This is a genomic window from Kitasatospora sp. NPDC028961, from assembly GCF_055564815.1.
The window spans coordinates 557,334-579,193 of the sequence record NZ_JBVHVO010000002.1; the positions used below are offsets into that span (position 1 = coordinate 557,334).

14 protein-coding genes are annotated in these 21,860 nt (G+C 70.7%); 9 read left to right on the forward strand and 5 right to left on the reverse strand.

Annotation, left to right across the window (positions count from 1 at the left end; all coding sequences use genetic code 11):
* Window positions 1-125: 125 nt before the first annotated feature.
* On the forward strand, window positions 126-3,278 hold the full coding sequence (locus tag ACZ4UX_RS06630) for an ATP-binding protein (protein ID WP_465705844.1): 3,153 nt from the start codon (window positions 126-128) through the stop codon (window positions 3,276-3,278).
* 64 nt (window positions 3,279-3,342) lie between these two features.
* Here ACZ4UX_RS06630 and ACZ4UX_RS06635 read toward each other — a convergent pair whose 3' ends face one another.
* A complete protein-coding gene (locus tag ACZ4UX_RS06635) occupies window positions 3,343-5,667 on the reverse strand; it encodes a ricin-type beta-trefoil lectin domain protein (protein WP_465705845.1) in 2,325 nt (774 codons plus the stop codon).
* Between the two features lie 952 nt (window positions 5,668-6,619).
* Between ACZ4UX_RS06635 and ACZ4UX_RS06640 the strand changes: the two genes are divergently transcribed.
* The 5 genes from ACZ4UX_RS06640 to ACZ4UX_RS06660 all read left to right on the forward strand — a co-directional run bounded on the left by ACZ4UX_RS06640 (window position 6,620) and on the right by ACZ4UX_RS06660 (window position 14,008).
* Window positions 6,620-7,186, forward strand: coding sequence for an ATP-binding cassette domain-containing protein (locus ACZ4UX_RS06640; RefSeq protein ID WP_465705846.1), 567 nt, complete (start codon window positions 6,620-6,622; stop codon window positions 7,184-7,186).
* A 498-nt stretch (window positions 7,187-7,684) separates the two neighbouring features.
* A complete protein-coding gene (locus ACZ4UX_RS06645) occupies window positions 7,685-11,095 on the forward strand; it encodes a glycoside hydrolase family 2 protein (RefSeq protein WP_465705977.1) in 3,411 nt (1,136 codons plus the stop codon).
* Window positions 11,096-11,721: 626 nt separating this feature from the next.
* Window positions 11,722-13,023, forward strand: coding sequence for an FUSC family protein (locus tag ACZ4UX_RS06650; RefSeq protein ID WP_465705847.1), 1,302 nt, complete (start codon window positions 11,722-11,724; stop codon window positions 13,021-13,023).
* The gene (locus ACZ4UX_RS06655) at window positions 13,020-13,562 is read left to right on the forward strand and encodes a MarR family winged helix-turn-helix transcriptional regulator (RefSeq protein WP_465705848.1); all 543 of its coding nucleotides are present in this window, start codon (window positions 13,020-13,022) and stop codon (window positions 13,560-13,562) included. The genes ACZ4UX_RS06650 and ACZ4UX_RS06655 overlap by 4 nt, the downstream gene beginning before the upstream one ends.
* A gap of 173 nt (window positions 13,563-13,735) precedes the next feature.
* Entirely contained in the window at window positions 13,736-14,008 is a 273-nt protein-coding gene (locus ACZ4UX_RS06660; RefSeq protein WP_465705849.1) for a hypothetical protein, read from the forward strand.
* Between the two features lie 114 nt (window positions 14,009-14,122).
* Here ACZ4UX_RS06660 and ACZ4UX_RS06665 read toward each other — a convergent pair whose 3' ends face one another.
* Both ACZ4UX_RS06665 and ACZ4UX_RS06670 read right to left on the reverse strand, forming a co-directional pair.
* Entirely contained in the window at window positions 14,123-14,773 is a 651-nt protein-coding gene (locus ACZ4UX_RS06665; protein ID WP_465705850.1) for a TetR/AcrR family transcriptional regulator, read from the reverse strand.
* Between the two features lie 75 nt (window positions 14,774-14,848).
* Window positions 14,849-16,339, reverse strand: a complete 1,491-nt coding sequence (locus ACZ4UX_RS06670) for an MFS transporter (protein WP_465705851.1) — start codon at window positions 16,337-16,339, stop codon at window positions 14,849-14,851.
* A 1,205-nt stretch (window positions 16,340-17,544) separates the two neighbouring features.
* On the opposite strand from ACZ4UX_RS06670, the gene ACZ4UX_RS06675 reads away from it, so the two are divergent.
* Both ACZ4UX_RS06675 and ACZ4UX_RS06680 read left to right on the forward strand, forming a co-directional pair.
* Window positions 17,545-17,748, forward strand: coding sequence for a cold-shock protein (locus ACZ4UX_RS06675; protein WP_406193803.1), 204 nt, complete (start codon window positions 17,545-17,547; stop codon window positions 17,746-17,748).
* A gap of 809 nt (window positions 17,749-18,557) precedes the next feature.
* Window positions 18,558-19,358 (forward strand): hypothetical protein, encoded by an 801-nt coding sequence (locus ACZ4UX_RS06680; RefSeq protein ID WP_465705852.1) that lies wholly within the window; start codon window positions 18,558-18,560, stop codon window positions 19,356-19,358.
* Window positions 19,359-19,963: 605 nt separating this feature from the next.
* Here ACZ4UX_RS06680 and ACZ4UX_RS06685 read toward each other — a convergent pair.
* Window positions 19,964-20,368, reverse strand: coding sequence for a hypothetical protein (locus tag ACZ4UX_RS06685; RefSeq protein ID WP_465705853.1), 405 nt, complete (start codon window positions 20,366-20,368; stop codon window positions 19,964-19,966).
* 206 nt (window positions 20,369-20,574) lie between these two features.
* Window positions 20,575-20,802, reverse strand: a complete 228-nt coding sequence (locus tag ACZ4UX_RS06690) for a hypothetical protein (protein WP_033824931.1) — start codon at window positions 20,800-20,802, stop codon at window positions 20,575-20,577.
* 507 nt (window positions 20,803-21,309) lie between these two features.
* On the opposite strand from ACZ4UX_RS06690, the gene ACZ4UX_RS06695 reads away from it, so the two are divergent.
* Window positions 21,310-21,513 (forward strand): cold-shock protein, encoded by a 204-nt coding sequence (locus tag ACZ4UX_RS06695; protein WP_030918248.1) that lies wholly within the window; start codon window positions 21,310-21,312, stop codon window positions 21,511-21,513.
* Window positions 21,514-21,860 lie beyond the last annotated feature (347 nt).

Here is a 21,860-nt window from a genome sequence, read left to right on the forward strand (position 1 = left end):
CTGTCGCCGGGATGCCACAGGCCTGAGGGTGACCCCGGCGACGGCCCAGTGGGATCCATGGCCAGATTGATTACGGAAGGACCACACGCCTCCCCCTGTCGGGCCTGGGCGATAGGGTCAAGTCCGTGGAGCAGGCTTCGGTTCGTCCGCGGCCGGGCAGCAAGGACCAGGGAGGGCGCAGGGGTGTCGGCACCGGGCATGGAGGGCATCTCGGGGGCGCGTGGGCCCGGCTTCCAGCACCGAGACCACCAGCACCCCCTTGGTACGGACGTGGTGGATCGGACCGACCCGGGTGCTCGCCGATGTCAGCGACGCACGCGTTCCCGCCGGGAGGGCCGCATCGGGCCGGGCCGCGCGGCGACGACCAGGGCCGCGAGGGTGGCACCGCAGGCGGTGATCGAGTGATGCGGGACGGAGCCGACGAGGGGCCGACCCGGGACGGAAGGTTCCGGTTCGTCGGCCGGCAGCGTGAGCTCGGACTACTGCTGGCCGCGGTGCGGCAGCCGCCGACGGTGCTGCTGATCGAGGGCGAGGCCGGCATCGGCAAGTCCCGGCTGCTGAGGGAGGCCACGGCCGAACTGCGGGCGGAAGGGCACCAGGTGCTGACCGGCTTCTGCCAGCCACTGCGCGAGCCCTTCCCCTACGGCCCCGTGGTGGACGCGCTGCGCAAGGCGGACCTGAAGGGGGTCCCCCTCTTCCCGCCGACCGCCGGCGCACTGGCGCTGCTGCTGCCGGACCTGGCCGATCGGCTTCCGCCCCCGCCGCCGCGGCCTCCGGACGCCGGTGGCCAGCGGTTCCAGCTGCTGCAGGCAGTGAGGTCGTTCCTCGCGACGCTCGGGCCGGCCGTGCTGGTCGTCGAGGACCTGCACTGGGTGGACGGCGCCACCCGCGACCTGCTCCTGCTGTTGGCGCGCGACCTGCCGCCCCGGCTCGGCCTGATTCTCACCTATCGGGCGGAGGACCTGCCGCCGGGAGGCAGCCCTCTCGGCGTGTCGTTCCGACAGCCGCCCGGCACCGCCGGCTCGGTGGTCCAGCTCGGTCCGCTGTCCGAAGCGGACGTGCGGGCGTTGGCTGCGGCAGCCCTCGGCCCGCAGGTGACCGCGGGACTGGGCAGCGCCCTCTTCCGGCGCAGTGCCGGCCTGCCACTGGTCGCCGAGGAGGACCTGATCACCCTCGTCGAGCACGGCGGATCCCACGACCACGCCCGCACGATGAAGCGTCTGGAGGACTCGGATCTGCCGCGCGGGCTGAGCGAGGCGGTCACCGAGCGCCTCGGCTTGCTGTCGCCCGCCGCCGTGGCGGTCGCCGAGGCGGCAGCCGTGCTCGCCGCCCCGGCCGGCGAGGAGCTTCTGACAGCACTTGCCGGGTTGGGCGCGGGCCAGGGTGCGGAGGCACTGGTCGAGCTGCTCCGGATGTCCGTTCTGCGCGAGACGGACCAGGGTGAGTACGGGTTCCGGCACGTGCTCGCCCAGCAGGTCGTCCATCGGCAGATTCCCGGCCCGTCCAGGGCCCGGCTGCACCTCCGCGCGATCGAGCAGCTCCGCAGCCGCGAGCCGGCTCCGCTGGTGCAGATCGCCCACCACACCCTCGCCGCCGGCGACCGGGACGGCTGGTTGCTGCGGGCCCAGGAGGCCGCCGATCATGCGGTCGCCGTCCGTGACTCGGGCACGGCCGCGATGCTGCTGCGCCGGCTGCTGGACCGGTCCGAGCTGGTCGGCGAGGGCCGTTCGCGGGCGGCGCTGGCCTTGGCCGGGCTCGCGGCCGCCAGTGTGGAGTTCCGTACCGATGCCGAGTTGCTTCGTCGGCTCGTCGAGGACCCCGGGCTGGCGGACGAGGTCCGGGGGGAGATCCGCCTTGGGCTGGGCCTGGGCATGCTGAACGAGAATGCCGACCCGGCGGGGTTCGACGAGGTCGAGCGGGCGGTCGGCGAGTTGGCGGCGCACCGCCCCGAGCGGGCCGTCCGGGGGATGGTCGCGCTGGCTCTCAAGGAGGCTGCGGGCCCCGCGTACACCGGCGGCTGGCTCGGGCGCGCCGAGGATGTCGTCCGCGACTGCGAAAGCGTGGCCACGAAGGCCGCCGTACAGGTCGCTCGCCTCACTCTGATGGCCTGTCAGGGAGAGCCGACCGTATGGGAGTCGGCCGATCGGCTGCCGCGCCGTACCGATGATCCCGAGCTGCTCCGGCACACGGCGCGGGCCCTCCAGAACGTCGCCGACACCGCCGCCTACCTGGGCCACGACCGGCGGGCCGCCGCATTGGCGACCGAGGCCGGTCAGGTCGCCGCGCGCGCGGGAATCCCGATCACCGCGTTCCTGTCCGGTGGCACCCTGCTGCGGTTGGACGCGTTCGCCGGCCGCTGGGACGGGCTGGAGGAACGCCTCGATTCGCTGGTCGACGCGTATCCCACCGCCGGTAGTGTGCGCGCGGAACGGGCCCTGCTGGCCGGAATCCTGGCCGCAGCCAGGGGCCGGCTCACCGTAGCGCGCGAACTGTTCGGTGAGGCCATGAAGGTGGGCACGGGCCAGCTGCTGGTCGGCATCGAGTTGCGTGCCGCCGCCGGTCTGAGCTCCGTCCATCTGGGTAGGGGTGACGCCGTTCGTGCCTGGTCGGTCGCCGAGCGGGCCGTCGGCACCGCGCGGCACGCCGCCGCCTGGCCCCGGACGGCCAACCTGCTGTCGGCCGCGGTCGATGCCGCGCTGGCCTGCGGCCGGTGCGAGGCTGCCGAGCGGCTGGCCGTCGAGGCCGAGCGGGAATTGTGCGGACGCGACACGCCGGCGGCCGACGCCGACCTGGAGACCGTTCGCGGCCTCCTGCTTCTGGCGGCTGAACCCGATGCGGCCGCAGCGCACTTCACGGCAGCGGCGCGCGGCTGGCAGGCGATCGGTCGACCGTACGAGACCGCTCGCGCGCTCGAACGGCAGGTTGCCGCTCTGCTTCGGACCGGCCCGGCAGCGGCGGCCGAACCGCTCACAACGGCACTCGATCTCTTCACCGGACTGGGCGCGACCGCCGACGCCGGGCGCTGCGATCGGGTCATGCGCGAGCTGGGCCTCACCCGGCGCGGACCGGGCCGCCGGGGGTACGGCGGAGGGCTCTCGCCGCGCGAGCACCAGGTCGCCGCACTGCTGGTCGAGGGGGCTGGCAATCAGCGGATCGCCGAAGCGCTGCTCCTGTCACCGCGGACGGCCGAGAATCACGTCGCCAAGGTGCTGAAGAAGCTCGGCACCAGTCGTAGGCAGATCGCCGACGTCTACCCGGGAAGACCGGAAGGCGGCTGACACTCCGTCCGAATGGAGCCGGCCTCCGCTGGGGAGGCCGGCCCCGGTACGGTAGCGGCCGGAACTACGGCAGGGTCCACCGCTGGTTCGCCGCGCCGGTGCAGGTCCAGACGATCACTTGGGTGCCGTCGGTGGTGCTGGCGGCCGGGTCGTCGAGGCAGAGACCGGACTGGACGCCCTTCAGCGTGCCGTCGGCCTGCGGGGTCCACTGCTGGTTGGTGCCGCCGTTGCATGTCCACAGGTCGACGAGGGTGCCGCCGGTGGTGCCCTGGCCGACCACGTCCAGGCACTTGCCGCCGTGCAGCAGACGTCCGTTGTCCCAGGTCCAGGTCTGGGCCGGGTCGGCGGCGTCGCAGCTGCGGATGACAGCCGCGGTGCCGTCGGCAGCGGAGTTGCCGGCAGCGTCGAGGCACTTGTCGGCCACGCCGGAAGTGACCGGACCGGTGAAGGAGTCGGCGCCGGTGCCCGGGGTGAGGGCCAGGTTGTCGAACTGCTGGGTCTGGTAACCGGTCAGGGCCAGCCCGGCCATGCCGGAGGTGAAGGAGTGGTCGCTCACGCTGCCGACGGTCTGCCCGTCGACCGCTGCGGTGAGGGTCGAGCCCTGCATGGTCAGCGCCAGGCGATGCCAGGTCTTCAGGCCGGGCGCGGTGACGGTGCCGGCGGCCAGGGTGGTGAAGTTCCAGGCCAGGTCGCTCTTGAGGATCGCCCAGGCGCCGGTGTCGCTCAGGCGCAGGTGGTAGGCGTTGAGGCCGTTGTTGTTGCGGCCCTGCTGGCTGACACGGCCGAGCACCTCGACGGAGCCGGGCTGGTCGAAGAGGGCGTCGGCGGCGGCCGTGTAGTTGACCCAGCTGGTGTCCCCGACGATGGTGTAGGGCGCCTTGTTCGGCTCGTCGGTCCAGTGGATCGGCGCGGTGGGGGCCATCTGGTGCAGGCAGGTGCCGGTGCGGCCGCCACCACAAGTGGCGGTCTGGAAGGCGCCGTTCATGTCGGAGAAGTACTTCGGCGAAGTGGACGCAGCCGGAACGTCGAAGGTGTCCGAGTACGGCAGGCCCAGGGGCGCGGGGGGCGGCGGGGTGGTGCGGCCCTTGCCCTGGCCGGTGGTGGTGCTCACCGTGTAGAGGTGGCCGGGCTGCAAGGTGAGGGTGTAGGCGCCGCGGACCGGCTTGAGGTCCTGCTGGTGGATGAAGTCGTCGGCGCTGTCGGCGGTGGTCAGGTCGGTCGACCAGACGTGGACCTGGCCGGTGGAGATGCCACCGGTGACCTTGATGGTGGCGGTCTGTGCGGCGGCGGCGTCCATGGTCTCGATGACGGTGCTGTAGTCGTTGCTTGAGGATGACTTCAGCGTGACGTAGCTGCCGTTCGCCCGGTTGCCGCCGAGGTAGCCGACCGCCGGGTCGAGGTACTTCCAACCGAGCTGGGTGAACTGGGTGGTGTGTGCGGTCACCCAGGTGGTCCGGCCGACGGAGTAGCTGCCGGACCAGGGCTGCGCCGCGAGCGAGAGACCGTCGGTGGAGAAGTAGAGGTTCTGGTAGAGCGCCGCGACGACCGGCCAGTTCAGGTAGGAGGTCATCCGGCCGTCGATGTAGTCGCGGTTGATCGCGCGGGCTACCGCAGCAGCGCCGGTGTTGTAGTCCTGTGAGCCGCTCTCGCTGGCCCAGATGGGCTTGCCGAGGGCCTGGGCGGCCGGCGGGCTGGGACAGGTGGTCATCGGGCCGAGGTAGCCGCACGGGTAGTGCATGCCGAGGACGTCGATCGCGCTGTTCAGCGCGGGGTCGTTGGTCATCGCTGTGGCGAGGTTCCAGTCATAGCTGTCCGCGGCGACCACCTTGGTGCTGCCGTGGCCGCCCGCGAGCAACGCGCTCTTGAGGTTCTTGTACCAGGCGGCGTCGTACTCGCGCTCGTTCCAGCCGCCGATGTAGTCGATCGCCAGGTGGTGCCGGGCGGCGCAGCCGAACCAGCCGCCGATGTAGTCGATCATGTCCTGGGACCAGAAGTAGGGCTGCCCGGGCGCGGGGTTGGCGGGGTCGTTGACGCCGATCCAGCCGGGGGCACCCCAGGCGAGGCCGTAGAGCTTGATGTTCGGGTTGCGGGCCTTGGCCTGCTCGGCCAGCCACCACTCGTAGCCCTGGTTGCAGTCGACCGCACCCTTGGTGTGCTGGTAGCTGGCTTCCGCGCCGTCGGTGGAGTTGGTGTCACCGCCGATCTCAATCTTCAGCGACTGGAGCGAGGCGCCGTAGCCGGGCTTGAAGAGGTAGTCGAGCAGTTGGCTGCGCTGCGGTTCCGGATAGTCGATCAGCAGGCGGGAGTTGCCGCCGCCGCCGCTGGCGGCTCCGATGCCGTCGAAGACTCGGCCGGTCTTGGTGCCGTCGACGGTGATGGTGGTACTCACCGTGGCGGCTGCGTGGGCGGGAGTGGCCGTCTGTCCGGTGACGAGTGCGCCGGACAGCAGGAGCGATGCGGCCACGGCGACCGCTCGGACCGCGCGTCCGGGCGCGGGCAGGGCTCGGGACCTGTGCATGGGGTGCCTTTCGGACGGTGCCGGCGACGGCGTGCCGCACGCCGCTCTCGGCGGGCTGAGGGGGATCGCAATAGCCCAGAAATAAACAGATGCGACAAGGATCGAACATTAGAGGCGGCGCCGCTCAGCGGTCAATGGGACGGGAAACAAGTTCCACTGCGGGCACCCGGTTTCTCTCGGGCCGGGCCGACTTCGCTCACCCCGGCGCCACCGGGCACAGGTCCGCTCGATCATGCGCGCCTGGCCACCGACCTGGTCCTCAGTACTCAATCAATGCATTCGAATTAAGCAGGTAGTCCTTGCCGTAGGTAGTCCGAACCGCCAGAGCGACGGGGCGATAACAAAGGCATATCAGCCAGCCGGGAAGTGCTTTCAGCCCCTTGACGGCAAGGTGGACGGCCGGTTTACCTGTGATGCATCACGTTTGAACATAGTGATATCTGATCGGTTGTGTTACGTCAGATTGCTTCGCCTGCCCATCCTCAGGAGCCTCCGCATGTCGTCCGTCCGCACTCACCCGCGTCCTGCTGCCCCTGCAACGACGAGAACGTCCAGGGCGGCGTCACAGCGCTGCAGAACGCCGGTGTCAGCCCCGCGGACATCGACGGCGTCGGCCTCGGCGCCTACCTCGCCTGCAAGGAGTGGAAGTCCGGCAGGCCCTCCGGCATGCGGGGCGCCCTCTTCATCAACGGCAGGGACGTCGGCGCGCTCGCCGTCCGGACCATGTACGACCGCCTGAAGAACGGCAAGGAGATGCCCGCCGAAGCCTTCGCCCCACCCAGATGGTCGACGCCTCCAGCTGGCAGGCCGCCGGGACGTCAGCGTGCACTTCCCGCCCGGCCAGGTCACCGCCCTGATGGGCGAGAACGGCGCCGGCAAGTCCACCCTGCTGCGGATCCTCACCGGCGACCACCGCCCCACCGGGGGCCGGATCCTGCTCGACGGCCGCGAGCTCGCCCTGAGCTCGCCGATGGACGCCCGTCGCGCCGGAATCCGCATCATCCCGCAGGAACCGGAGATCATCCCGCACGTGTCGGTCGCCGAGAACGTCTACGCCGGTGCCCTGCCCTGCCGGGCGGGGCGCCGTCTCGACCGTGCCGAGCTGCGTCGCCGGATCACCGCCGACCTCGACCGGCTCGGCTTCGCCCGGGTCATCGAGACGGACCTGATCGGCTCACAACTGACCGCATCCGAGCGGCAGTTGGTCGAGATCCTCCGCGCCTCACCGGCGACAGGCCCACCCCGCGTGATCGCCTTCGACGAGCCGACCTCCTCCCTCTCCGAGCACGAGGCCGAGGCGCTCTTCGAGCTGATCGGCCGGCTCCGGGTGAGATCAGCAGTCGGCCGAGTGCGGCCAGGCTGTTCGCAGCCCCCCTGCGACGGGGGTTGACGCCCCAGAGGGTGTTGTCACCGACCGAGTACCGGGCGTGCAGGCAGGTGACGCAGTGCGTGCGCCTGTAGTGGCCGGCAGGCTTCCCGGCCGCTCCTGCTCGGTCCAGCAAGCCCGTGGGGCGGCGGATGTCGAGCGGGCCGGACTCGTCCGTCCGGTGCACGGGCCGAACCGCCCTGCCCACCGGGCCGGCCCGGACAGCACGGGACGGGCTCGGCCGGACCGTAGCGGCTATGCCCTTACGGGCGACCGTCCTGACGGCTGGGTCGGCAGCCACCCGGAATCTCTCAGCCGACCGGATCAGTGTGACCTTTGGCGACGACTTTCCCCTGTCGTCGCCGGACAACGAATCAGAGGAGCGGAATCGTGATCGAGAACATAGGTGGTGTGAAGCGTCGGGGCGTGCTTGTCGCAGGCTTGGCCGGTGTGGGCGCCGCGTTGGTGCCTGCCGGACGGGCCGGCGCCGCGCCGGCCGGTGCTGCCGCGTCAGCCCTCGACATGTCCGCCGAGGGCGGGCGCCGAGTGCTGAACCTCAACACCAACTGGGCATTCTGGCGTGAAGATGCCCCAGATGCCCACCAGCCCGGATTCGACGACTCGGCGTGGGCCGCGGTATCGGTGCCGCACACGATGCGACTGGAGCGCAAGCGGCCCTCGGCGTACGACACCTTCGCGGGAATCGGCTGGTACCGGCGGTACTTCCGGGTCGATCCGCAGGACCGGGGGCGGCGGCTGAGCGTGGTGTTCGACGGTGTTCAGACCGACAGCGTCGTCTACCTGAACGGGGAGAAGCTCGCCGAGCACTACGGCGGCTACATGGGTTTCGTCGTGGACATCACCGACAAGGTCCACCACGACCGCGACAACGTCCTCGCGGTCCGCGTCTCGAACCTCGACGACCCGATGACCCCTCCCGGCAAGCCGCGGGACCAGCTGGGATTCCTCACCTACGGCGGTATCTACCGCAACGTCACCCTCCGGGTGACGGACCCGGTCCACATCTCCGACCCGCTGGAGGAGGATCTGGTCGCCGGGGGCGGCGTTTTCGTCTCCTACCCGCAGGCGAGTGCGACCAGAGCGAGAGCTCAGGTCAAGACGCACGTGGTGAACAGGTCGGCCGCCGCCGCCCAGGTCAGACTGGCCACGGTCCTGTACGACGCGCAGGGCACAGCGGTCGCGCGGGCCGACACCACCGCGTCGGTCCCGGGGAACGGCGGTCACGCGTTCGCCCAGGAGCTGAGTGTGACGCGGCCGAACCTGTGGCATCCCGACTCCCCCTGTCTGTACAGGCTGGTCAGTCAGGTCTTCGTCGACAACCGCCGGGTCGACACGGTGACCACACCGACCGGGATACGGCGGATCGAGTACAAGGCGGACGGGTTCCACCTCAACGGCGAGCGGATCTACCTCCGCGGCGCCAACTGCCACCAGAACTACGCCTACGTGGGTGACGCCGCGCCGGCGTCGATGAAGTACCGCGAGGCGCTGCGGCTGAAGCTCGGCGGGTTCAACGCCGTACGGGCGGCGCACTATCCGCATGACCCGGCCTTCCTCGATGCCTGTGACGAGCTGGGACTCCTCGTTGTGACCTGTCAGCCGGGCTGGCAGAACTGGAACGGCGACCAGACCTTTGTCAGCCGCACCTACCGTGACATCGCCACGATGATCCGGCGGGACCGCAACCGGCCCTCGGTGATCCTGTGGGAGATCTCGCTGAACGAGACCGGGTACCCGCAATGGTGGGCGAAGGAGGCCAACACCGTCGCGCATGCGGAAATGCCTGGCGACCAGATGCTCACCTCGGCGGACTACGGCACCTGGGGCAGTGAGTACGGCGTCAACTACAAGGTCGTCAACACCGACGGCTCGGATCCCGCGCCGACCAAACCGTTCCTCACTCGCGAGTGGGGCGACTGGGAGGGCCCGAGCCGGGTCGGCCGGGAGGACGGCGAAAGCGCGATGGTCAACCAGGTCGTCACCCGCCAGCGCTACCTCGACGGCACCGGCTACTGGGACTGGGGCGGCCTGGATGCCAACAGCCGGATCGGCGGCTACTTCCTGTGGGTTTTCGAGGACTACGGCACCAATGACGTCTACCAGAAGTCCGGCGCAGTCGACATCGACCGGTACCCGAAGTACTGCTACCACTGGCTCAAGGCCATGCAGCCGGCCACCGACCCGAACCACGGCGGCCCGATGGTCTTCATCGCCAGCTCCTACACCGCTTCCTCCAGCCTGCAGGTGATGGTCTTCAGCAACACCGACAGCGTCCGGCTGTACCAGAACGGCCGCCTCGTCGGGACGAAGACCCGAACGGAGAACGCCACGACCGCGCCGCACGTAGCAGCCAAGGGCGGCAGCCCCTACTACACGTTCGCTCTGCCGTCGTTTGCCGCTGGAGAACTCAAAGCCGAGGGCTACCTGGGCGGCAGGCTCGCCGCGACCCACCTGGTCAACACCCCCGGCGCCGCCCACCACCTGGAGATCGTCGCCGACGACGCCGGTGGACGGGCCCTGCTGATCGACCTGCTGGCCTCCGCGCTTGGCGACAACTCGGCACAGGGGAAGGAGGCCGCGCAGCAACTGCTGGACCAGATGAAGCCCGGCGGAGTGGAATCGCTCATCGACCGGGCGGGCAAGGCCGGCGGTCGGGCGCTGCCGGCCAAGGTCGCCGAGGTGCTGCGCGGGTGCGCCCGGCTGCTCGAACGCATCCAACCCGTCGCCGACGGGTCGGACCTGATCCCGGTGTTCGTCAAGGTCGTCGACGCCCACGGCACGCTGGTCGCCGACTCCTCCGCCTCCCTCACCCTTGAGGTGACCGGAGCGGGCACCCTGGTGGGCGACAGCATCCCGCGCATCGCGGTGCAGACCCAGAAGGCCCAGGCCGGCATCGGCTACGCCTTGATCGCCACCAGTACCTCCAGCGGTCCCGTCACCGTCACCGCGACCGCGACCGGACTGCAGAGCGCCCAGTACACCGTGCAGACCGCGCCCTACGCCGGTCCTCACGTCACGGACGGCACTCACCCCGCGTGGAAGAACATCTCCACGCTGGAGAACCAGGGCGCCCAGAACCTGGCCCTGTTCAAGCCGGCGACCGCCTCCACCTCGCAGTCCGGCAACGGGCCGGCCAACGCGGTGGACGGCGCAGGGGACACCAAGTGGGTCGGGGACGGCCCCGCCTCGGCCTGGTGGCAGGTCGATCTGGGCACGTCGGCCGACATCGAACAGTTCCAGATCGTCTGGGAGACCGATCGGACCAGCTACAGGTACCAGATCCTGACCTCCGACGACGCCAGCACGTGGACCACGGTCGTCAACGCGGAGGACAACGCCGCCATGGTCGCCACCGCCAGCCACCAGGTGCAGACCAAGGCGCGTTTCGTACGCGTCAACATCCTCTCCGCCGGCGACTGGTGGCCGTCCATCCGGGAGTTCCGCGTGGTACCGCCAGGTGGCAACGGCGGCGTCCCCCCGGTCGATCCCGGCCCGAGGATCGCCCGCGACCGGATCAAGACGGTCACCGCGTCCAGTTACGCCGCCGGCTTCGAACCCGCCAAAACCTTTGACGGGGACATCACCTTCGGCACCGGGTGGAGCGCCTCCTCCCCGGTAGTTCCCCAGACGCTGACCGCGGAGCTGACCGCCGCCCACAACCTCAACGGTGTGCGCATCCACTGGGGCAAGGACAGTAGCTGGTACACCTTCGACCTGCAGACCTCCGCTGACGGAGCCACCTGGCACACGGGATTCTCCGGCTTGACCCGAAGCGGCCAGTACACCCTTCCCGAAGTCTTCACCGCAACGAACGTGAGCCAGATCCGCATCGTCGTCACCGGGGTCAGCGGCGGCGGCGCCCAAACCATCGCCGGCATCGCCGAGGTGATCCTCTACGGCACACCGGCATAGAGGCGCTCATGAGGACCGTCCCTTCTGCGGTCCTATGAAGCAGGGTGGTGACCTCGCGGTCCGGCGGGTGCGTGGCCAAGGGCGCGAGCCGTTCGACAGCCCGCGTGGTGATCGTCGGCGAGAACGGCGAGAACGGCGAGAACGGCGAGAACGGCGAGAACGGCGAGAACGGCGAGAACGGCGAGAACGGCGACGACAGTGACTACAGCGACGCGGTCCTCGACCTCAGCTGGCACGCCGGGAAGGAGCCGGCACACCTGATCCCCAGCGCGCCGGTGGGGGCGGCGGGGGCCAGGGTGGCTGGCGGACGGGTGGTGGCGGCTCCGACTCCGGGGGCGCCGCCGCCCCGCGGCGCCAGATGCCACGGGCGCGGGCAACATCCTCGGCCACGCCAGCCGTCGCTCCCTGGCGGAGGCGGACGAGTACACCTCGCAGGCGTTCGCTGACCTCGACGGCGTGACCCGGGCGGAGACCTCCGTGCTGCTGCACACCTAGAAGCGCGCCGGAATCGCCGCGGCAAGCCGCCGCTGACCTCTGACAGGAGGTCTTGGCCGTTTGCCATGTGTGACGGCCGGTAGGTTCCCGTAGATGTATTTTACGAGTGTAATACCTGTTAAGGTTTATCCGTGAGCCCCACCTCTCCCTCCCGCTCTCGGATCCCTTCACTGCCGCTGCGCGGCACGCTGCGACTGCGGCCCGCCGTCGGCCCCTGGCACCGACCCGCGCTCAGCGGCCCCACGGCGATGTTCCTGGCGAACGGGCTGCTGTTCGCGCTCGGACGGCTCGAACTCGTGCTCTACGTCACCGCCGGCACGATGTGCGCGCTCTTCACGCACGCGCTCCCCTACCGGCAGCGGGCACGCGCAATGGTGTGGGTGGTGCTCGGGATGGCAGCGAGCATGGCGGTCGCGCTGGGCGCCGCGTCGATGGTGCGCTCCACCGCTGTCCTCGTTCTGGTGGCCTCGCTCATGGCAGCCGTACACAAGCTGATCTGCGACGCCACCCGGATCGGCCCGCCGGGGAACGTCATCTTCACCTTCGTGAGCGCCTCCGCCCTCTTCGTCCCGCAACGGCTCGACGAGATCCCGGCGCACGTCGGCCTGGTGCTCGCCGGCGGGGCCGTGGCCTGGCTGGTCTGCCTCGCGCCCGCGCTGGTGGTCTCGCCCGGCCCGGCCCGCCCACTGGCCCTGCCCCGCGCACCGCGCGGCACCCGGGCCCTGCTGCCGCTGGCCGTGCGCGTCGGCCTCAGCTGCGCGCTGGCCGGCCTGGCGTCGATGGCGGCAGGCGTCGGCCACCCCTACTGGGCAGTGGTGACCGCCGCGGCCGTGCACCGGGCCAACACCAGCGTCTCGTGGCAGCGCGCGCTCCAGCGGACCGCGGGCAGCCTGCTCGGCCTCGCGCTCTTCACCGCACTGGTGCCGCTGACGCGCTCCGCGGTCCCGGTCGCCCTGCTGGTCATGGCCGTCTGCATGTTCAGTGCGGAGGCGACGATCACCCGCAACTACTGGGCGGCCCAGGTCTTCGTCACGCCGCTGGCGCTCCTGCTGGTCTCGCTGAACGCGCCGGGGCCGGTCGCCGCCCTCGTCACGGACCGCTGGCTGGACACCCTGCTCGGCGCGGCTCTGGGCGTGCTGAGCGCACTGGTCGTGACCAACCGCAGGGCCGGTGACCGCCTGGCAGCCGCACTGCACCACAGCACGGCGGCCCAGGAGCTGGCCCGCGTGCATCTCGCCGAAGGCGCGGACGACGCAGCCCATCGGCGGGTGCGGGAGCGGTTGGCGGAGTCGCTTCACGAGTTGCGAGAATCCGCTGAAGGACATGCCGGCGAGTGGTGGCAGCGGCCGGTACCCGTCGAGCAGGTCCACACTACGGAGCGCGAGGGCCACCGGATGCTGGCCCTGCTGAACAGTGGGGAGCGCAGCACATGAACCCGGCCGACAAGGCACAGCAGCCGACGCCACAGCCCGGTGAGGACATCGTCGCGGGGATCATGCGGCAGTGGCAGGCGGTCCACCCCGGCATCGACGTCGAAACCATGGCACTGATCGGCCGGATCAACCGCTGCGCCGCACTGCTCCAGCAGGCAGCGGACGCCCGGCTGCGCCCCGAGGGCCTCACCCGCGCCGAGTTCGACCTGCTGGGCACACTGCGCCGCTCGGGCCGCTCGCTGACCCCCGGCGAACTCGTCCGCGAGACCTTCGCCTCGGGTGCGGCCGTCACCAAGCGCCTGCGCGCCCTGGAGGAGCGGGGACTGGTCAGCCGGCAGGCCGACAGTCGCGACGGGCGGGTCTCCCGCCTCACCCTCACCGAGGAGGGACGCGAGCTCACCGACCGCACCCAGCCCGCCCAGCTGGAGCTCGAACGCTCACTGCTGTCGGGCCTCGCCCCCGACACCCGGGCCGAGCTCGCCGACGGCCTCGCCACCCTGCTGCTGCAATTGGAGGGCCGCCTCGACGCCGCGCGGTGAGGAACGCGTGCCAGCCGGTGGGCGCCGGGCATCGAAGACCTCGGGAACAGCGGAGGACAGACCGGCAGGAAACGCGGCCGGCTGCTCCGGAACCCGCCTGGGGGCGACCGCCCCGACAAAATGAAGCCCCCTACGCAGGGGCCGTGGCAGGCCGAGGAAGTGAGAGGCAGCACATGACAGCGAACATCCGGATCGAGCCCCTGGGCGACCACGAGTACCTCGTCCGCTTCCCCGCCGGCGAGACGGAGATCGAGACTCGCTTCCTGGCAACCGAGGCCTTCCTCGCCGAACTGAACGTCCCGGGCGCCGAGGAGACACGGATCGTCCAAGAGGCCGCGGCCTTCCTCGCCGAACGCCAACCGGTGATCGACATCCCGCCCATGATCGACCTCGACGACCTCACCGCACACTACGGCGACGACTACCTGACACACCTGCGCCGCTGAGAGCGAGGTCATCCGGGTGTCGGCGCGGCGCGTTGTCAGGGTGCGGCTACCGGCTGTGCGCACTGCGGGAGGCCGATGGCAAATGGTTTCAGTGGAGTTGAGGGTGCGTGCGGGTCACGGGGTGTTCCACAGGTCGGTCAGCTCTGTCCAGTCGGGCGGGCCGGCGGACTGCTGGTCCGGCGTCGAGGATTTCTGAAGGCCACTCAGGACGAGGTCCAGGTAGCGCAGGTGCAGTTCGACCGCGCGTTCGGCGGTTGTGGGCAGGCGGGGGCTGAGGTGGCTGAGCAGCAGCGGGAGGTCTGCGGAGCTGACGTCCTCGCGCAGCGCGCCGGAGCGGTGCGCGGCCTCGACCAGGTCGTCGAGGGCCGCTTTGAGGCGGTTGGACGCGGCCTCGATCTCATCGGTGGAGGGGAGGCGACCGCCGATGAGGGGGAGGAGCGAACCCGCGTCGGGTGCGGAGAGAGCTGCGCGCAGGAAGGCTGCGAGTGCGGTCCAGGGATCGGTGTGGGCGGCCATGGCGTTGCGGGCCAGGGATGTCAGCTCATCCATGCCCTGCACGCGGAGCGCCTGGGCGAGGTCCTCCTTGGCGGGGTAGCGGCGGTAGAGGCTGCCCATGCCAACGCCGGCCCGGCGGGCGATCTCCGAGACGGGAGCGTTCCAGCCGAGCTCGGTGAAGACCTCGCGCGCCGCCGCGAGAACCCGGGCATCGTTGCGGTCGGCTTCCTTCTGGCGTCCGCTGGGCGGTCCGCTGCGGGCGGCGCGCATGCTCGTGCTCCTTCGCTTCGGTGCCGCGCGGCGGGCGGGCGACGCCGACCCGCCGCGCGGTGCGGGGGTGACCGCTTAATGCTGGTCGGCGGCGGCCCGGTCTATGGCCACCACCCTGGCCTCGGGCATGGGCTCCTGGTGGTAGGGGCGGATGCGCAGGGCGCCGACCAGCAGGATACCGAGGACTCCGAGCGCGGAGGCGACCCAGAAGCTCACGGTGAAGGCCTTCTCGGCGGGGACCGGCGTGCCGTGCACGGTGTAGGTCTGCAGGAAGCCGACGGCGAGTTGGCTGCCGATGGCACTGCCGACGGTCCGGATGACGGTGTTCAGGCCGTTGCCCGAGGCGATCTCACGGCGCGGCACCAGGGCCGCGACCAGGTCGGCGAGCGCCGCGTACCCGTAGCCCGCGCCGAGGCCGACCAGGCAGAACCAGATCGCGAGTTCCGCCGGGGAGCTGTGGAAGAGCGCGGTGAGCACGGCTCCGGCCGTCATCAGCGTCATGCACGCGGCGAGCGGCGCCCTGGTGCCGAGACGTCCCCGCAGCGCGTGCGCGGTGCGTCCGCCCACGACGACGAAGAGCGAGCTCGGCAGCATCAGCAGCGCGGCCTGGACGATGCTCAGGCCGGCTCCGTAGGAGGCCATGGGGCGCAGCACGGGCGGAAGCCCGGTGGGCAGTTGTAGCAGTTCGGGGACCAGGACGTAGAAGAAGAACGGAACCACGCCGATCAGCAGCGCTGCGAGGTTCGTGACGAGCATCGGCAGGTGGGTAACGTGCCGGAGGTCGAGGATGGGGTCCGTTCGACGGGCCGACACCACGCCGAGCACGGCGAAGAGCGCCACGGCGGCCGCGAAGAGCGACAGCACCCCGGCGGAGGCCCAGCCCCACTTGGTGCCTTCGGTGATCGCGAGCAGCAGGGCGGTGAGGCCCCCGGCAAGGAGCAGTGCGCCGGGCACGTCGATCCGCTTGCGGTGGCGCTCGGGGCTTTCCGGCACCCAGGCGATGACCATGAGCGTCGCGAGGGCGATGAACACGGCTTCGGCGCCGAACATCCAGCGCCATGATGTGTGCTGGATGATCAGCGCGCCGACGACCATTCCGACGCCTGCGCCGCCGCCGAGCATGGCGGCGGTGATGCCGAAGCTGGAGGCGATCCGCTCCTTGGGCATCGCCTCGCGGACCAGCGCCAGGGCGAGGGGGAGCGTGGCCATCGAGGCTCCCTGCACGGCCCGCATCGTGATGAGGAAGCCGATGTTCGGGGAGGCGGCGGCGGCCAGGGTGGTCACGAGGAAGACGAGCAGGACGATCACAAGGAGTCGTCGGTGCCCGTACTTGTCGCCGAGCAGGCTCAGCACCGGGGTGAGGACCGCCCCGCCGAGCAGGAACGCGGTGATCAGCCATCCAGCCATGGCGGTGTCGGCGTGCAGGCGCTCCGCGAGCACGGACATCGCGGGAATGACCATGGTCTGCATCAGCGCGTAGGCGCCCACGGTGGCGAGCAGCGCGGCAAGCACCGCGTTCGGCCTCGATACGGCCGTGGCGCGGTGCCGAGTTCTGGTGTCGTCCATCGACGACGCCTCCGTTCATGTGGGGGGGAGTGGCGTCACCGCCGCGTGGAGCGGGGCGATCGCCTGGGTGGTGCTTCCATCCTATCGGAACGGAGCGCTCCGCTCCGATAGGATGGAAGCACGGATGGTTCCGGCTCAACGGTCGGGAGATCGAGATGACGGTCGCAGGGAGGCGAACGGCTCTGGTGACGCGTGACGGGGAGGGGACCGGGGCTGCCATGGCACGGGAGCTGAGCGCACGCGGCTTCCGGGTGGCGGTGATCACGCGCGGCACCGCGAGGGCCGCCCTCGACACCTTGGCACGGCTGGTCGCTATGGAAGCCGAGCCCCTCGGCATCGATGTCTACGGTGTCGAGCCGCAGCAGGGACGTTCCGGGCTGCCCCATGGCCCTGGTCGGCGGCGCGCGACTTGGTCAGCCCGGCGCCGCCGGGCGGCGCGCCGCGGCCGTCCGCGCGTGCCTGGAGGACGACCTGACGCCGGACCTCCCGTCATCGGCGGACGGCGTTGGCGACGCCTGCCATGGGGCTGTTCCTCCTCGCGGCGTTCCACCATCCCTGTGGGGTGGGATCGGGTGCCACGGGCGCCGGCACCCGTTGGTCTGCCGGGGAGGCCTCGGGGGGCCCGATCGGTCGACGGGTTTCTTCGCCGGAGGGCCGGGGAGCGGCTGGGAGGGGTTTCCCTGCGCGTGCCGGCATGTTGCTCTCATGCAGGCCGAGAGGCCTTCAGCTTCGCGGGGTTGTCCGCACCTGCGGGTGTGCCATCGGGGCCCGCCCTGCCGGGAGTGGCAGGCTGGGTACGACGCTTCTCCCTCCTTGACCTCTTCATGCGCCACACGGTGACTTGTGATCATTGCGCACACCGGCCGCCGAGCAGTCTGTCCCGCCCTCAGCTCGCAGACCCACCGCGATCGCCTGACGGCGCACGACCGTCAAGACTTCTGCCGTACCGTCACCGCGAGCAGCGGCTCCGAGGGCGCGATGCACCACACGCCCGGCTTCCACCCCGCCATCGGGATGCGGATCCTGGTACAGTCTGGCGAGTTGCAGTTGTGGTCCCATGAACGTTGGTATGCGCCTGCTGGTTTGTGACGGCTGGGCGCATTTTCGTTTTCCGGGTCTTTCCCCGGGTGGGCCGTCATCGCCGCGACTCGGATCTGCGCACGCTGCGGGATCCGGATCAGTCCCTTGAAGGAGACAGTTTCTTTATGGCTCATGGCACCGTGAAGTGGTTCAACGCGGAAAAGGGCTTCGGCTTCATCGAGCAGGACGGCGGCGGCCCGGACGTCTTCGCCCACTACTCGAACATCAACGCCAACGGCTTCCGCGAGCTGCTCGAGGGCCAGAAGGTCGAGTTCGACGTCACGCAGGGCCAGAAGGGCCCGCAGGCCGAGAACATCCGTCCGCTGTAGTTTCACCGGGCGCCCGCCCGGCAGCGAGTGGCCCGCACCGCGTACACGCCCGGTGCGGGCCACTCGCCCTTGCCAGGGCACATTCCCCCGGGCCACTCAGGCCCGGGCTCGGACGGGATACGCGCCGAGCGCACGTCTGCCCAGCCACGGTCCGCATCCGGCCCCGGCACGGTGGGCGCCGCGCTCCGAGCCACTGCACTCGCGCCGGACGCCGACTCCCGCGCCGCGCGAGTCCTCCCACCGACCTGTCTGTCACATTCCTGGCCCGTCACCTGCGATCTCCCGCGTCCCGCGCCGTGGAGACTCCCCCAGACGTGCCGCCCGAGAAGGGTTCTTCGCATTCCCACTACCGACCGCTACCCGCACCAAGTCGCCGTCTCGGGGCCACTGCCCGCAAGCACTCCCGGACGGTCCCCCGCCGGCCGCACCCCCACGACGCGCCTGCAGCCGATGCCGCCTCAATCATCCTGCCCACCCTGTGGGTTTGCCCAGCGCGCCTCGCATGCGCTCACCCGCCGCGCCTATGCCTTCCGGCTTCGGCTCGCCCTGGTGGTGGGCGGCATGTCGATCGACCGCCGGGCACCGAGCCGTAGAAGCACCGCATCGTTGACGCCGCCGCCGGACAGGGTGCTCCAGCCGCTCTGAGGCAGGCAAGGACCAGCGTCTCTCCCTCTCTCGCCGTGCAGTCGCGCACGGCAGGGCACCGGCCGCCCGAACCTGCCGGCCAGTACCCGCCCGGCACGGCCGGCCGTGCGACCTCGGCCGCTCACGCCTCCCGGAGCCCGATCCGCCCGACCAAGGGACGTTCAATGCCGTTCGAGATCACGCACGCGACCGCCCCGACGCCGGGCGGCGTCAGCGAGGCCGCCGTCGTCACCGGGCCGGCGTTCGCCTTCGTCCTGGACGGCGCCACCGAGACCGGAGCCACGACTGGCTGCGCCCACGATGTCACCTGGTACGTCGAACAGTTGGCGGGCCTCCTCTGCGCGCAGCTGCTCACACAGGGCCAGGCCTGCCTGCGGGAGATCCTGCGTGCCGCCCTGACCGCGCTGGTCGGGAAGCACGACCAGACCTGCGACATGACGAACGCGGACAGCCCCTCTGCGACCGTCGCGGTGGTCCGTGAGCGCGGCGGCAGCCTGGACGTCCTGGTGCTCGGCCACTCGCCCGTGGCGCTGCACCGGACCAACGGAGCGGTCGAGGTGATCGTCGACGACCGGGCGGCCTATCTGGACTCGTATACGGAGGAAGCCGTACGCGGTCACCGCAACAGCGCTGCCGCCGACGGGTTCTGGGTGGCAGGTGCGAAACCCGAGGCCGCCGACCAGGCGTTGACGGCCAGTATCCCGCTGTCGCAGATCGAGCGGCTCGCCGTCCTGTCCGAGGGTGCTGCCCGTCTTCCGGAGCGGTACGGCTGGAGTTGGCCGCGCTTCATGGCCGAGCTGTCCGACTCCGGACCCGGCCGGATCATCGCCGTGACCCGCGAAGCCGAGACCGGCACCGCGTCCGGGGCATTTCGAGGCAGGACCCACGACACCGCCGCGATCGTTCTGTGCCGACCGCCCCGGACCGCGCGCGCGACACAGACGAGCGTCGAGGCCAGACCCTGAGCAGTCGCCGCAACCCCGGAGATGGACACCGACAGACATCAGCGCGCGTTCCCGGGTGAGGTTCCCCGAGCTGCGGACGGATGCCGGAGGTGGCCTGATGGGCCGGGAGGGGAGTGGGCTTGTTCCGCTCGGACGGACACCATCGTTGTGGTGACCGGGTGGAGGGGACGGTCACGCACTCAGCGCGACCGCCGTCGCCGAGGCTGCTGTGCAGTCTTCGTACGTCCTACCAGCTCCTGATCCGCTCGAAGATCGCAGTCCGGCCGCTGCCCGGCTGAGCCGATCCGGTCGTCGGCCGGCTCCCTTTTGAAGGCGGCGAAGAAGGGCTCGCCAAGGGCATGGTCCGATGCGGCCGACCTACAGCCGAGATGACCGGGCCCTTCGGGTGCCGCTGGTGGGAGGAGGTGGGCAGGGAGTCGGCGACGAGCCCGGTCGGCAGGTGGTCGCCGGTGGCCAACCCGACGGCCAAGCGGGAGGGGATGTCGACGAGCAGCCGTCAGAGTTCGACACGCCCCAAAGAATAGGACACGGCCTCCATGGCCCAAGTGGGGCTTGGGTGGCGGCCGTGGTGGCCACGGGCCTCGCGTCGGCCGCGCGGCCGGGGGCTACGCGGCGGCGCCCTGACGTGCCGGTCGGCTGCGCCGCGGTGCGGGGCAGAAGGGAGCGGTCGTGAGGGCCGGGGCAGCACCTGGATCGTGTGGGCCGGCGGTGACGAGGAGGTCGGTTCCGAGGGTGGTGACGGTGAAGCCCGAGGCGCCGAGGATCTCCGACAGGGCGAGCACGAGTGCGTTGCGGATGCCGCGGAACTCGGTGCGCCCGACGGCGTCGCCGGGATGCGGACAGGCCTGGAGGGTGGGGCCGATCAGGTCCTGGCCGGGACTCCAGGTCAGCACCAGTCCGGCGCCTGGACGCTGCTGGGCGGAGAGCCCGGCGGCCTGGTGCGGTGCCGGCTCGAACCCTCGGAGGGAGAGCACTGCGCAGACGGACTCAAACAGGTGTTTGTCATCCACGCGCGGAGTTTATCGCCTGCCCAGCCCGCTGTCGGCTGCCGAGGGCGGCTCGCCACGTGTCTTTCCGGCCATTGCGGGTGAGGCTCCGGGCCGGATCGGTGAGTGCCGTTCGGCCCGGCAGGGTGCGTCCCCTGGACGGCGCGCCGTCCAGGGGACGCACCCTGTGCGCTGCGGTGTTCCCGGGTGGGAGCCGCGTGCGTCCTGGGTCAGAGTTTGAACATCGCGGTGTAGGGCTGGGTGATGCGTTCCCGCCGGGATCCGAAGTCGACGAGTACCGCGATGTCGCTGTCGCCTTCGACCCCGACGGCCCGGCCGAGGCCGTACGTGTCGTGGGTGACGCGGTCGCCGACGGCGAAATGCTTGCGCGGCGCCTCGATCCGGGCCTTGAAGGGGCTGGTGGGCAGGACGCGGCGAACTGCTACAGATTTCGTCATCCCCTGCAGTATGCGCCGAAAATCGCGGGAGCGGGCCTTTCCCGCGTATTCGATTTCGCGGCTGCGGCAAGAATTTCGCGCACGCCGCCCGCAATGATCACCGGTCGCGCCGGTGGGCGCGGTGCGGGGCCGGCGTCGCAGGGCGGGCGGCTCAGGGCCTGCGCGACCCGCCCGTCCGGGTAAGCCGGGCAGCGGGCTCCGAAGGCGCTGCAGCCGGCGCCCGACCAGGCCGCCAATCAGGCGTGTTGACGGCCCCGCGGCCTCGTGGTCGGCGGCGTCCGGCGCGAGGCGCCGCAGAACCGGGGGCGGAATGTCCGCCCGTGGCGGGCCCGGGCCTGCTAGAGTCTCCTTAGTTGCAGTAGTGGTTCCCATGAACTTTGTGTGCGCCTGCTGATGTATCGCAGGCGCATTTTTGTTTCCCGGCTCTTCCCCGGGTGGGTGCTCATCGCGGCGACTCGAAGCACGCACGGTGCGTGCTTCGGACAGCCCCTTGAAGGAGATTTCTTTATGGCTAATGGCACTGTGAAGTGGTTCAACGCGGAAAAGGGCTTCGGCTTCATCGAGCAGGAGGGTGGCGGCCCGGACGTCTTCGCCCACTACTCGAACATCAACGCCAACGGCTTCCGCGAGCTGCTCGAGGGCCAGAAGGTCGAGTTCGACGTCACGCAGGGCCAGAAGGGCCCGCAGGCCGAGAACATTCGTCCGCTGTAGTTTCTGCCACGGCACCCGCCTGGTAGCGAGGGGCCCGCACCGCGTACTTGATGCCCGGTGCGGGCCCCTCGGCATTGCGCCACACGCGCATCCCCGGCCGTTCAGGCCCCCTGGCCCCGCCATCGGCGGCCATCCCCACGCGAGACGCCCAGCGCCGCGTCCGGATCGGCGCCCTACCGTGACAGCTCACGGTTCGAGTCTCTCTTCGCTCCCGCCCCGCGGTGAGCACCACACTTTCGGCCCGTTCCCTCGAGATCTCCTGTCGGCGCCCCGCACCGGCATCCCCACCGTGATCGCCGACCCCGTCACCGAACGCCCCCGCCGCAGCACCTCCACCAGCCGTGGCC